The organism is Sulfitobacter sp. THAF37, assembly GCF_009363555.1.
Lineage (GTDB): Bacteria > Pseudomonadota > Alphaproteobacteria > Rhodobacterales > Rhodobacteraceae > Sulfitobacter.
The window spans coordinates 1,760,138-1,773,532 of sequence record NZ_CP045372.1 but is presented as its reverse complement, the minus strand read 5'-3'; the positions used below and the strand labels follow the sequence as shown (position 1 = coordinate 1,773,532).

9 protein-coding genes are annotated in these 13,395 nt (G+C 58.3%); 4 read left to right on the top strand and 5 right to left on the bottom strand.

The window, feature by feature from the left end; translation table 11 throughout:
• Nucleotides 1–845: 845 nt before the first annotated feature.
• From trpS to FIU94_RS08715, 3 genes are all read left to right on the top strand, one after another.
• A complete protein-coding gene (gene trpS / locus FIU94_RS08725; protein WP_152465432.1) occupies nt 846–1,847 on the top strand; it encodes a tryptophan--tRNA ligase in 1,002 nt (333 codons plus the stop codon).
• 365 nt (nt 1,848–2,212) lie between these two features.
• Nucleotides 2,213–3,514 carry a nucleotidyltransferase gene (locus FIU94_RS08720; RefSeq protein WP_152465431.1) on the top strand — a complete coding sequence of 434 codons (1,302 nt, stop codon included), beginning with the start codon at nt 2,213–2,215 and terminating at the stop codon, nt 3,512–3,514.
• Nucleotides 3,515–3,657: 143 nt separating this feature from the next.
• Complete coding sequence (locus FIU94_RS08715; RefSeq protein ID WP_152465430.1) at nt 3,658–4,575, top strand: S-4TM family putative pore-forming effector; 918 nt, start codon at nt 3,658–3,660, stop codon at nt 4,573–4,575.
• Between the two features lie 253 nt (nt 4,576–4,828).
• Here the strand turns inward: FIU94_RS08715 and FIU94_RS08710 are convergent, their stop codons facing one another.
• From FIU94_RS08710 to FIU94_RS08695, 4 genes are all read right to left on the bottom strand, one after another.
• A complete protein-coding gene (locus FIU94_RS08710; RefSeq protein ID WP_152464641.1) occupies nt 4,829–6,214 on the bottom strand; it encodes an IS1182 family transposase in 1,386 nt (461 codons plus the stop codon).
• Nucleotides 6,215–6,678: 464 nt separating this feature from the next.
• A complete protein-coding gene (locus FIU94_RS08705) occupies nt 6,679–7,548 on the bottom strand; it encodes a hypothetical protein (RefSeq protein WP_152465429.1) in 870 nt (289 codons plus the stop codon).
• Nucleotides 7,549–7,568: 20 nt separating this feature from the next.
• Nucleotides 7,569–9,032 (bottom strand): hypothetical protein, encoded by a 1,464-nt coding sequence (locus tag FIU94_RS08700; RefSeq protein WP_152465428.1) that lies wholly within the window; start codon nt 9,030–9,032, stop codon nt 7,569–7,571.
• 311 nt (nt 9,033–9,343) lie between these two features.
• Nucleotides 9,344–9,565 carry a hypothetical protein gene (locus tag FIU94_RS08695; RefSeq protein ID WP_152465427.1) on the bottom strand — a complete coding sequence of 74 codons (222 nt, stop codon included), beginning with the start codon at nt 9,563–9,565 and terminating at the stop codon, nt 9,344–9,346.
• Nucleotides 9,566–9,567: 2 nt separating this feature from the next.
• Between FIU94_RS08695 and FIU94_RS08690 the strand changes: the two genes are divergently transcribed.
• Nucleotides 9,568–9,861: a hypothetical protein gene (locus FIU94_RS08690; protein ID WP_152465426.1), complete on the top strand. Its 294-nt coding sequence runs from the start codon at nt 9,568–9,570 to the stop codon at nt 9,859–9,861.
• Nucleotides 9,862–9,988: 127 nt separating this feature from the next.
• Here the strand turns inward: FIU94_RS08690 and FIU94_RS08685 are convergent, their stop codons facing one another.
• Nucleotides 9,989–13,372, bottom strand: coding sequence for an LAGLIDADG family homing endonuclease (locus FIU94_RS08685; protein ID WP_152465425.1), 3,384 nt, complete (start codon nt 13,370–13,372; stop codon nt 9,989–9,991).
• Between the last annotated feature and the right edge of the window lie 23 nt (nt 13,373–13,395).

Below are 13,395 nucleotides of genomic sequence, written 5' to 3'. Positions count from 1 at the left end.
CGATGCGGCAGCTTCAAGATCGCCTTCGCTCCTTTCTCCGGCGTGATATCTGTTGTTCGACGATGAGATTGGCTGGCACTCACAAACACGAAGCAGAAAACTGAAATTTTTTCGAAATCCTGTGCAGATGGGCCCTTTCGACGATCAGGCCATCGTGACTTTCACCCATTATGGATTACCTGAAAATTCATAAGAGGGCTCGTAAGCCGGTCATTTGCAGGCTTACGCAGCCCGGAGTTATTGGACTTCAGACGTGGAATTCCGGTATGGGAGTTGAACTCCCCGCTTCGAATGATCGGCTCACGTCACGTCGTTATACCGTTGGCAGCCGAAAGGTCGCTCGTGAATAGGCAGGGAAATTATGACTGCACTTGATTTATGGATCATCTCGGTGTCGCTAATACTTTTGGCAGCCTTCCTTGCTTTCTGCTGGCATATTCTACGCAGTCACGGGTGCGATCGTCCGGTCGATCAAGAGGCCGTGCAGAGGTTCATAGACACGGCGCCAAGATGGGACGACGATCCTCGGTGTCGGGTCGTTTTCCGCTCGTCACGACGTCCGATCCATCCGGCCTCGCAACAGGAAACGTAGCTGCGAGCCCAAGAGCAGGCGGGACGTTTCTCGACGTCGGAAGACGATCAAGTGTGTGTATCGGTAGACAGTCTGAAGGAATGCGGCTAAGTCAGCCGACATGGACAACACGATGACCATCGCGAACTGCAGCTGGTGGCTGGTCTCCTAACAAGGCGGCCGGAACCATTTTATCCCGAGGCCGCCGCACAGGCGGCCTTTGTTGTTTCCCCTTCCCCCTGTGCGGCGCCTCGCTTTATTCGAGGACACGTAAATGAAGAAACCCATCATTCTGACGGGAGACCGCACCACGGGCCCCCTCCACCTCGGCCACTACGCCGGGTCGCTTCGCAACCGCCTTCGATTCCAGAAGGATCACGAGCAATTCCTACTCCTCGCGGATATGCAGGCTCTGACCGATAATGCGCACGATCCGGGAAAAGTGCGGCGCAATGTGATCGAGGTCGCGCTCGACTATCTCGCTGTCGGCATCGATCCGGAATGCACCACAATCTGTTTGCAATCGCATCTGCCGGCACTGGCGGAGCTGTCGATGCTCTACCTGAATTTCGTCTCGGTCGCCCGATTGGAGAGAAATCCGACGATCAAGGACGAGATCAAAGCCCGAGGGTTCGGAAGGGACATTCCCGCAGGCTTCCTCTGCTACCCAGCCGCCCAAGCTGCAGACATCACCGCTTTCAAGGCCACCATGGTCCCGGTCGGTGAAGATCAGGCCCCCCTGATCGAGCAGACGAACGAAATCGTCCGCCGCATCAACGCGACGGCGGGCAAATCAATCCTTGCAGAAGCCCGGGCTGTCATTCCGAAATCCGGCCGACTCCCCGGGGTGGATGGCAAAGCGAAGATGTCGAAATCGGGAGGGAACGCGATTAGTCTCTCAGCGTCACCTGATCAGATCAGGGCGGCAGTGAAAGCCATGTATACCGACCCTGGCCACCTGCGCGTGAACGATCCTGGCACGGTCGAGGGCAACGTGGTCTTCACGTATCTCGATGCGTTTGATGAAGATCAAACCGAATTGGACAGGCTCAAGGATCACTATCGCTGCGGCGGACTGGGCGACGGAACCCTAAAGAGCCGCCTCGAGGAAATTCTCCAGGAGTTGATCGCCCCGATCCGAGAAAGACGTCAGCTGCTCGCACAGGATCTGGACCATGTTCTGAGCGTCATCCAAGAGGGCACGGAACGAGCGCGGGAGAGAACGGAGGCGACGAAGAAGGAGGTAACCCAGGGTTTGGGATTGTTTCGGCTATGAAGACTTGAAGCAATCAGCCGTAGCGCGTGATATCGGATTTTCACCAAGGCCTTCTGGCCTACAAGATGGACGGGGAACGGACCTTCGCTGCGATTGCAAGCACAGCTACTTTTCGACTACTGTGGAGCGTATTCAGACGCTTATCGTGCCAAGCCTGAAAATCACGGATGGTGTGGGAAAAGAAGGAGATCGATTGCGATTAGCTTCGCGCAGCCTTTACCGCGAAGTGGATTCGGACCTTTAGGCTCGCAGACCAACTGGGCCGCCGACTCGGTCTACTTCGTGAGACTTTATGCTCACCCAAAACAAAAATGTAGCGTCTGGCCGGTTTGGATTGGCCGAGAAGAATCAATCAAGGACTATCCGTGGAGCACAATTCATACTTCGAGGACTTCCTAAAGGGCGTCGTAAACATCGACCAGGATCGCCTGGACTCACTCGACACAAGCATAAGCGCAATTCAAAACTACATTCTCAAATCCGACTACGGCACGAGGATTCGCTTCTTTAAGAGGCAGGGCTCGCTTGCACATGGAACGATTGTTCGCCCATTGAACGGACGAGAATTTGATGCCGACGTCGTGATGATGGTTGCCGAGAACAGTGAGTGGGAGCCGAAAGACTATCTGCTGGACCTCCGTCGTGTGCTTTGGGCCAATTCCAAATACAAAAGCAAGTCACGTCTGTCGGATGTCTGTGTCACACTTGACTACGCCGGCGATAAGAAGATCGATTTGATGCCGATATTTGAGGTTGCTGATAAAGATTACGAAATCAATATTTGCCACCATCGGCACAACCAACTTATCCGCAGTGAGCCGTTCGAGTTCACTGATTGGCTGGTTCAGCGGAACAAGCTTTCTGGAGGGAACTCCTTTAGGAAGATGACCAGGATTTTGAAATATATCAGGAACCACAAAAAAAGCTTCACGTGCCCGTCAGTGTTGCTTACCGCCCTTATCGGCTACCGGATCACTGACAACGACCGAGGCACTGAGGATTTCTCCAGTGTTCCAAAGACCCTGGTTACAGTCTTAGAACGGTTAGATAGTTATCTGGCACCTCACGTTGATGTCCCTGAAGTTCTCAACCCCAGTCCAAGCCTCGACTACGAAGACCTCGGCGAACTGTGGACGATCGATCAGTTCAGAAACTTTAAGGACAAGATCCATCTCTACGCAGGCTGGGCACGGGACGCGCTAACGGAAGAGGATCACAACGCCAGCCTCGCTAAGTGGAGGAAGCTTCTGGGAGACAAGTTTGGAGCTGGTAAAGAGAAGAGCGTTGCTGCCTACAATGTTCTCGCCGCCAAATCCGAGGCCGTCACGCTCGCCACTGATGCCGGTCACTCTGATAGTCTGGTCGAAGCCGTCATGAGAAATGGCGTCAGGATCTTAAATACAACCTTCTACCGCCCACCTCATCTTCGACCATCAACATGGCCCACATCGAATGAGGCTGCGTCATGCAATGTATCTGCGACCTATCATAAAGGTGGCAAAGGTAGTTCAGGTGTGAACGTCGTTGATGGTTCTGCCCTACCACGGGATGGGTGGCTCCGTTTTACCTGCACCCCTTTCCAGCTGCGTTACGACAGGACGGAATACTTTGTGCAATGGCGGGTCACAAATACTGGACTTGTTGCAAAGCTAAAGGGGCAAATGTGAGGTGATTTCTACATTCAAGATGATCAGTTCATGAAGTGGGAAAAGCTTTCGTATCGCGGAGTCCATTTCGTTGAAGCTTTCATCATACGAAAATATGATAATACACTTGCCTGTAGGAGCGCTCCATACAACGTGGTGATCAAATGATATGGCCGATCAGAGAAATACAGAATTCGCATGAGAACCTGAAATACTTGGCCGCACGCAGGAAGGCCTTTGAGGCATGCAATCTCCTTGTGTTTTTGAGCTTCCTCTTTGCGTTGGGGCTATCCGTGTGCGCATTCCTTCTCCCGGAGAGGAAAACGGAAGCGGCCGAAATGTTGGCCATTGTGTCGCTAATATTCACTATCTGCGAAGCCGGGTTTATACACCCCAAAATCGTCAAGACCTCGAGACGGAACGCAACACTGCAAGAGAGGTTCGACTGTAGAGTTTTCGACATTGACGAGAATCCTCACCTCGCCCTGGATATCAGTCAGGCAAGCATTGAAGTAGATGCTTCTGCCCTGAACAAAAAGAAGTTGGCGAACCTGGAGGACTGGTATGAGAGCGATCTTGGAGCGATGCCCAAGCCTGTTGCGGCTCTGGTGGCGCAATATACGTCGACGGCATACGATCATGCTCTGCGGCGTTTCTACCTGAAAGTTCTGTGGTTCTTGTTCATGGCACTGATTATCTTCGTGTTCGTTTTCTTAGTCGGTCAGAATGATAGGTTCAGGGACTCTATCGTTGTCTCCATTGTGCCGTTCGTTCCCCTGTTAACATGGTTTATCACGACGATCCGGTCGAACGACGATCTTGCATCCGATCAAGACAAAACAATGCAGCTGATGGATGATATGTGGCTTCAGATATGCAGAGGGGTGCTGAAAGGGGAAGCACTCAAAGAAGCCGTGAGGGACAGTCAAGATGCACTTTACATGCGCCGTGCAGAAGGAACCTTGATCTTTCCCGGAATCTACAATCTCAAGAGATCAGCATTTGAGGGACGAGCCGCACGAAGAGCCGACACCTTTCGACGAGAATATGCAACTGCCTTTCCTGTTGCCGACAGCGAATAGCTGATGGCATCGATTTGAGTGCTGGGTGTGTCAATCTTGAAAGTATTAGGATGGGGACCTCTTCTACTTCTCGCATGCGGCCAACCGCATGTCGATGTAGAGGATTTCCGTAGAAATGGATAATCGGATCAAGTAGCTGCAACTCAGAAAATTTCGGCCATTTGTAAGTCCGCTTTGGGCCCATTCTGTGGAAAAACACCCGTTCGCGAGCGCAGAATTCTGGCATCCGAAAGCGGCGCAAGCGCCTTACCTGTCAGGCTGTCCGCACTTGCTGCGGTGCAGGAAATATCTTGGCCAGTTTCCTGAGGTTTTGGGCGGTGGCGGCGAGGAGGAATTCGTCCTTTGCCCCGCATGGACCACGTAATCGGAGCCTGTTCAGGCCGAGGATGCGCTTGAGGTGGGCGAATAGCATTTCGACCTTCTTCCTCAGCTTCATCGAGATCACGTATTGCTCGGTTTTCGCAATGTCGCGGGCAACCTGGCGGGCGTCTTCATGTTCCTCGCGGGTGATCGACCGGAAGTCCATGTTGGGACAGCAACGCGACTTCGAGGGGCAGGCCTGGCAGGTGTGCTTCAGGCACCGGTATTTGGCGACGCCCTTGCCGGTCGGCCCGCGGTTCGGATCGGAGTAGTTCCGGCGGAATTGCTTCAGTTCGTGGCCTTCCGGGCAGATGTATTGATTGTTCTCGGCATCCCACTCAAAGTCGGCCCGGGTCCAGGTCCCGTCGCTGCGCCCCGACTTGTCGAAGACAGGGATGTGCGGGGCAATTTTGCGGTCAACCAGCCATCCTAACATCGGCGCGGTGCCATAGGCCGTGTCCGCGATCAGGCGCTCTGGGTGCAAGTCGAACTTGGCCTTCACCCGCTCAAGCATGGTCTTCGTCGATCCGACCTCGGCCTGACGGATCGACCTCGTGGCCTCCACGTCCACAATCACGCCATGGTCCGTATCGATCAGGTAATTGTCGGAATAGCTGAAGAAAGCCGGACCTTTACGGGCCGCCGTCCACTGGCTGGCCGGGTCGGAATGCGAGGTAAACTTGGGCTGCACCTCGCTGGCCGCGCCAAAGGCGACTTCGTCCAGGGTCTCCAGATACTCACGGACGGCCCGGGGCGCGTCGGCAGGGTCGATCTGCCCGGCGTCCCAATCCTCTTTCGGCGTCGAGTTCTGCTTGTTGGCATCCGCTTCGATCAGACTTGCGTCGACCGCCATGCGCTGCCCGCTGACCAGGCCCTCAGCGATGCACCGTGCGACCGTCACCTCGAACAGATGGCGCAGCAACTCGCTGTCCCGGAACCGCCCGTGTCTATTCTTGGAAAATGTCGAGTGATCGGGAACTCGGTCGGCGAGGTCGAGGCGGCAAAACCAGCGATATGCCAGGTTCAAATGCACCTCTTCGCACAGCCGCCGCTCCGACCGGATGCCGAAGCAATAGCCGACCAGCAGCATCCGGATCAGCAACTCGGGATCGACCGAGGGGCGGCCCGTGTGACTGTAGAACTCTGCAAGATGGGCACGGATACTGCTCAGGTCGACGAAGCGGTCGATGGACCGAAGCAGGTGATCTTGCGGGACGTGATCTTCCAGCGAGAACTCGTAGAACAACGCCGGCTGCGCTTCCTGCCTCGGTCCCATCATCGCCATTCCTCCCGCCCAATGTCGGAATTGAATCAGCAGGATGCCCATCGATCAAGCGTGAGTTTTTCAACAAAATAGGCGGTGAACCGACACTCGCCGCGGGCGCGCTCGAAGCCAAGTCCAGCCGAAGAACCGGACTTTCGGCCGAACCGGGCCACGCGGTACGGGGATGATCGACAGGTTGGACGGGTTCCAGTTTGTTCTCTACACATGCGACTTGATCGATTCAGCCCGGTGATGGCGGGCATTCAGACCGTGTCGAATTCGCGGAATGCGCTGCTGCGCCGCATGACCGCTTCGGACCCAAATTGGACGCGTCAAACCGTGGAGTTTTCGCAGTCGCATCATGGGCTCGCCTGTCGCGCTCAGCCCGGAGCTGCCGTTCGCTCTCGCGTTGCGTGCGTCCGCAACGCTCACTCAGCTTCCGAGGTGCGGACACGATAGCATTTCAGTTCGCACGATTTTTATCTCGGCATCTCGAAGCTGATCTGGACGCTTTCGTCACTGATCTCTCCAAAGAAGCCGGTCCAGTAATTCTCCAGCCGGATTGCGTGTTCTTCACTCAGCGCCGACTTGGCCTCGCCATTGAGCTCATTGAACCCGAAGCCCCAGACCATCACGCGGTCTGCCTGACTCTCGGATGGCTCAAATCGCGAAGCTTCGAGGACGGCTTGCCGGCCCATGGCGGCGAAGTCACCCTCGCCGTCGACCAGTTCCTTCCACCCGTTGTCGAGAAGATTCGAGAAGATGTAGAGGTCGCAGGACGTGATCGCACAGCGCGATTGGATCGTCCGGAAGATCGTTTTCGCGAGCGCGGTCTTGGATGTAGCCACGTCCTGTTGCGAGACCTCCATAACGGCCTGAAGCGCCCTCTCTTGGCTCTCAAGCCGGACGGCCTCGAACTCGTTCTGCTCCTGCTGACAGGTAAGCCGCTCTTCCGGGGTGACCTCACGTTCTTTGGTCCCCATCAAAATGCCCTTCGCCCAAGAAATGAGGTCCTCTCCGAGCGCTGTGTTTTGCTCATCGCGGCTCAGGACATCCTCACATGCCAAGGAAGGTGTGAACTCGTTCGACACGCAGGTCTCGAAGATCCATTCCGACGACAGCGATGCTCCCCGAACTTCGCCGATCATGAGCTCGCCGCCGAAATCGGGGTCCTGAAAAAGGATCTCGATACCTGCTTCGAAGGCATCCTGCTCTGCACGGTTCAGCGTTGATGTTCGGTCGACGATCAGGATGTGGCGATCCCCAGTGCAGGATTGCGATTGTGCTACGGCCTGGCTGCCGGCCAGGGTACATGCAACGGTCGCCAGCGCCATCAAATGTGAATGCATACTTTTGCTCCATGAATTCTTCAGGCTGCGTTTGTCAGGGGCTCTTCGTCCGGCTCGTGAAGGGTACCATTTTCTTGGTCGAAGATTTCTTCCCATTCGCGCAGGGCTTCAGGGTTCCAGGTCAAGAACTTCAGCGACTTCGCGTATGTCAGAGCCTCGCGTTTTATACGGGCGGAATCTTCCGCTTCCGCAGCTTGCATTGCGAACTTCATATCCTGGATTTGGGCCTCGATTTTCTCCGAAGGACCGATTTCGTCTTTCAGCTCCTGTTCCTGATCCTCGATATTTACATCGAGGTCGGCAATGATGGCTTCAGCCTTAGCGCGTCCGGCAGAGACCCCATTGGCAATTCGGACTTCGGTATTGAGAGCGGCGCTGTAGGATTGTGCTGCCAGCTGGTACTCGAACACAGGGTCATGACGTGACACCTTCGAAACCATCACCGAGACTACGGCGAAGAAGTAGAAGCTGAACGCAATCACCGCATCGGCCGAAACCACGGGATACGTGACGTGGCGCAGCTTAGAGAGCTGTTCGCGAATGCTCGCGGCCTGCTCTCTAAGGCGGCTGATTTCCTCCGCTCGGTCTTCTACGGTTCTGCCACCACGGTTTCTCTGCTCGAGGGAAGAGATGCGCGTCGAAAGCGTTCGCTGTTCGGCGAGCAAGGTGTTCGCCTCAGGGACAATGCTGCGAACGGTGGTGGCCCCATAGATAGTTGTAAGCGACAGCACGGTGACCATGACGATCAGGACGGCGTACAACGTGCTGTAGCTGCTTCCGATTGTGCCATCTTCAAGCAGGTGGCGCGACCTCACCCGCGTGATCAGGTAGGCAAGAGTAGACCCCAAAGAAAACAGGATGATGCCGAGAAGGATCGCCGCCATGCGAGCGAAAAACGGATCTTCGAGCAGGACCTCAAAGCCGGGAAGCGAGTAGATTATGTCAAACGGAATGACGAGCAGACCAACGACGCCGGCACCAATCGATATCGCCCGCCGCCACCTCGGCGACAGCGTCTCAGTGTCGATTGTCGAAGCCATGGAGGCCAGGCCGCCTTCAGAGCCCTGCATCGGTTCGAGCTTAAACCGCAGACGGTCGATCATACTGCGGTGTTCCATCTTGTAAGGCGGTCTTCCGAGCGCGGCATGCCACGCCTCGAAGCGTTCCTCTGACCGCTCTCTCTCACGACGTGCAACGACGCGGAGGGAGTGCTTCTCCTCGAGTTCGCTCTCCGCGCGCTTTAGGACCTCGCCGGAGTGCTTCCGGGCTGCCTTGATCCTTCTGAGGAGGCGCTCCCGCTTGTTTCGGGTATTCTCTTCGTCCTGCTTCGCCTGGAATTCCAGACCGTGAAGCTGGCGCTCTCGTTGAATACGATTTCTTTCTGAAGCTCTTTCGAGTTCGACTTTGTATTTGGCCACGGGGTGGTCACGACCGACGCGCACACCCATGATCACATCCCGTAGGGCATGAAAGAAGCGTTTCACGAAATTCTCCGGTTAAATCAGACTCGCTGGTGCATGCTCACGATTTGCTTTCAAAGTGTCAAACTTAGTTTATCCGCCCTTACCCTTGATGGCGTACGCAGACGCGGCAAAAATTGAGCGGGCGCGGCGAACGGCAGAAAGGCCCGCGGGGCGGCCATTGGGGCCTTGGATTATGCTTGCTGCGCGTTGCCGTGAAGGTCCGGTATGGGGAAGCCGCGCTACGGCGTTGGTTATCTTGGCGAACGGCGGCTATGGGCCGCTCACGACGGGTCGCGCCAATTCTCGGGGCGCGACCTGCATTATCCGCGTGGCTATTCCGCCGTCTGCAGGATCGGGACCGGTGGCATGGCATGGGGCATCGCAGGCGCTCGTTCGCGCGCGTAGACGAGCCGGAAGGCCGCGGGCGTGAAGTAGAAGCTGACGTCGGCAGCCAGCAGCACGCCGCCCGCGACCGCAATGGCAAGGGGGCAAAACCCGCCGCCGACGAGTATCAGTGGCAGAAAGCCGCCCCCGTTGATGATCGTGATCAACACATGTGAAGGATGCTGTCCATAACGACGCTCACCATTGCCTGCGGACGACCTCGTACCGCCTCGCGGCCGATCTCAAGACGGCAGCCGGGCGGCAGCGCGAAGCGCTACGCTTCCATCTCGGCGCGGATATCGGGCAGCGCCTCATCGGGCAGGAAACCCCGCAGAAAAAACGCCTCGACCGTGTTGGTAAGCTCGCCGTTGCGGACGGCGGGACAAACGACGAAAAGGCGGTGCTCGGGTCCGTCGCGGAGATCGAAAAGGCCTTCATGGCTATTCAAGGCTTTTTGCTCCGCTGATACGGCTCAGGCGACCAATTTCCCGCCGAAAGTGTCCAATGGCCAGCTTTTGGTTGTCATAATGGACAAATGACCCCCGTAATGGTCAATATTTGGTGGTCGTTACACAAACCGTGAGATCAAAAACCTAACCGCATTTCGAGTGGCCGCAGGACGCGCAGGTCATGCAGCCTTCGACCATGCGCATGTCGTATTGGCCGCAGGACGGACAGGCCGGTCCCCGAGGAGCGTCGAGCCCGACCACGCGGGCCTGAGGGTCGGTTTTCAGGCCCAGACCCTCGCCCGCGATGAAGCCGGTGGCGATCATGTGTTGCTCGATCACGCCGCCGATGGCGGCCAGGATGGACGGGATGTACTTGCCCTTCATCCAGGCCCCGCCGCGGGGGTCGAAGACGGCTTTCAGCTCCTCCACCACGAAAGACACGTCGCCGCCGCGCCGGAACACCGCCGAAATCATCCGCGTCAGCGCCACCGTCCAGGCGAAATGCTCCATGTTCTTGGAGTTGATGAAAACCTCGAAGGGGCGGCGGTGGCCGTTCAGCACGATGTCGTTGATGGTGATATAGAGCGCGTGTTCGCTGTCGGGCCATTTGACCTTGTAGGTGTTGCCCTCCAGCTCGCTTGGCCGGTCCAGCGGTTCGGACATATAGACCACCTCGCCGCCTTCTTCGACCAGCACCGGCTTCTCCTCGGACTTGGTGTCGCTGACCGACAGCACAGACCCCGTCACATCGTTCGGCCGGTAGGTCGTGCAGCCTTTGCACCCGGTCTCGTAGGCCTGCATGTAGACGTCCTTGAAGGCGTCAAAGCCGATGTCCTCGGGGCAGTTGATGGTCTTGGAGATGCTCGAATCCACCCATTTCTGCGCCGCGGCCTGCATCTTGACGTGATCCAGCGGCGCCAGTGTCTGGGCGTTGACGAAATAGTCGGGCAGTTCCGCGTCGCCTTTCAGTTCGCGCCACATCTGCACGGCGTAATCGACAACTTCCTCCTCCGTCCGGCTGCCGTCCTTTTGCAGGACCTTGCGGGTGTAGGCATAGGCGAACACCGGTTCGATCCCGGAACTGACGTTCCCGGCGTACAGGCTGATGGTGCCGGTGGGCGCCACCGAGGTCAGCAGGGCGTTGCGGATGCCGTGTTCGCGGATCGCGGCGCGCACGTCTTCGTCCATCATCTGCATCGTGCCGGAGGCGAGGTAAGCATCGGCATCGAACAGCGGGAACGGTCCTTTCTCCTTGGCCAGATCGACACTGGCGAGATAGGCGGCACGGGCGATCTGCTTCATCCATTCTTCGGTCCGGGCGGCAGCCGCGTCAGAGCCGTAGCGCAGGCCGGTCATCAGCAGCGCGTCGGCCAGACCGGTGACCCCCAGCCCGATGCGCCGCTTGGCCTGCGCCTCGCGCGCCTGCGCCTCCAGCGGGAATTTCGATGCGTCCACGACGTTGTCCATCATCCGCACCGCTGTCGCGACCAGGTCGCCCAGCGCATCCAGGTCCAGACCGGCGTCGTCCTCGAAGGGGTTGCTGACAAGCCGCGCAAGGTTGATCGACCCCAGCAGGCAGGCGCCATAGGGCGGCAGGGGCTGTTCGCCGCAGTTATGGACATAAAGACCATTGGCATCGAACGCGTTGATGCCCGGAACCTGCAGGTCGTATACCTCTTCCTCGCCGTCGGGATGATTGGCGATGACGGTCGCGGTAAAGCGTTCGCGGTTCAGCGCGCGCTTGTAGCCTCCAAGCGAGGTTTGCAGACGCCGCGCCTTGGCAACATCGGCAAAACCGATGCGGTCGGCATAGGTGTGCAGGTTCTCGCCGCTGATCACCAGCTCGTGCTGCGCCTTGGTCGGATAGGTCGCCACGCCCCCCTTGCCGTCGGGCAGGATGCCGACCCCGCCCGGACGGCGGTCGCGGTAGATCGTGCTGTTGATGCCCAGCCGCAGCAGCATGCGCTGCGCCGCTTGCAGCAGGTCCAGGTCGCTTTGCGCCAGGCGGATCGAAACGCCCTTTTCCCGGGTTCCCTGCACCGATCCATCCGCGTCGAACAGCCCGCGCAGGAAGGCGGCACAGAAGCCGGTTGTCTCCGCGGCTTCGATTTGGGGTGTGATCGTCTTGCGACCCCGTTCCATGCCGTATTCATGGGCCAGGGCCTTGAGCGCAGCGGTTCCGATGCGGTATTCGCCCCGCCCCTCGACATGCTGCCAGCCGGTGAAATCGGCGCGGTGCGGCATGTCCCGCAGCAGCTGTTCGACGTGGTCGGCGATGCCGCCCCCCGGTTTCGTGCCATCGGCACAGATCTGTTGCGGCCAGATGGAAATCAGCGCCTTGTCATCCCGGATCACACCGTCACCGACAAGCAGGCCGAGCAGGTAGCCGCGTTCGCCTTCGGCGGATGTCTCGCATCCGGCAGTGCGGTGGTCATGCAGCATGATCTCGTCGCCCGGCACCAGGTCGGCGGCGGGCACCCATCCGGTGTCGATGCGCCAGCGGGTTCTGGATGTCACCTTTCGGACCAGGTGGTCGTCTGTAAGGCGCAGCGCGCGCCCGCAGGTGGTCGAGAGTTTCCGTACCGGTTTGACCCCTGTGCTGAAGAAACCTGCGTCGCCGGTCGCATGGGCCTGCCCATCCACCAGCGCGACAAAAGGTGTCCCCACCAGATCGCGCACCTGCCGCGCGCCGCCGGCGGTCCCGACCCAGGTGTCGGCGGTGACGCAGGGGTTGGTCGCCGCGATGGTTTCGCAGTAGCTGAGGTTGTTGGCCTGATTGATCCGGTCGATGAAGATCACACCGGGTTCGGCATAGTCGTAGGTGGCGCGCATGATCCGGTTCCACAGGTCGCGGGCCTGCAGGGTGCGATAGACCTTGTCGCCAAAGACCAGCTCCCACGGCCCGTCGGCCTTGACCGCGTCCATGAAGGCATCGGTGATCAGCACCGACATGTTGAACATGCGCAGCCGCGCAGGGTCGGATTTGGCCGCGATGAAATCCTCGACATCCGGGTGGTCGCAGCGCATGGTCGCCATCATCGCGCCTCGCCGCGACCCCGCGGACATGATGGTGCGGCACATCGCGTCCCAGACATCCATGAACGACAAGGGACCCGACGCATCGGCGGATACGCCCTTCACATCCGCGCCCTTGGGCCGGATGGTCGAGAAATCGTAGCCGATGCCGCCCCCCTGCTGCATGGTCAGCGCGGCCTCTTTCAGCATGTCGAAAATACCGGCCATGCTGTCGGGCACGGTCCCCATGACAAAGCAGTTGAACAGCGTCACCCGCCGCGCGGTACCCGCCCCGGCGATGATGCGGCCCGCGGGCAGGTACTTGAAATCCTCCAGCGCGGCGTAGAACCGTTTTTCCCAAGCGGCCGGGTCTTGCTCGACCTGGGCGAGGTCGCGGGCGATGCGCAGCCAGGTGTCTTCGACCGTGGTGTCGCGCGGCGTGCCGTCCGCGTCCTTGAAGCGGTACTTCATGTCCCAGATCTGTTCGGCGATGGGGGCGGCGAAACGGGACATGGGCGATTCCTGTGATGCAGAAG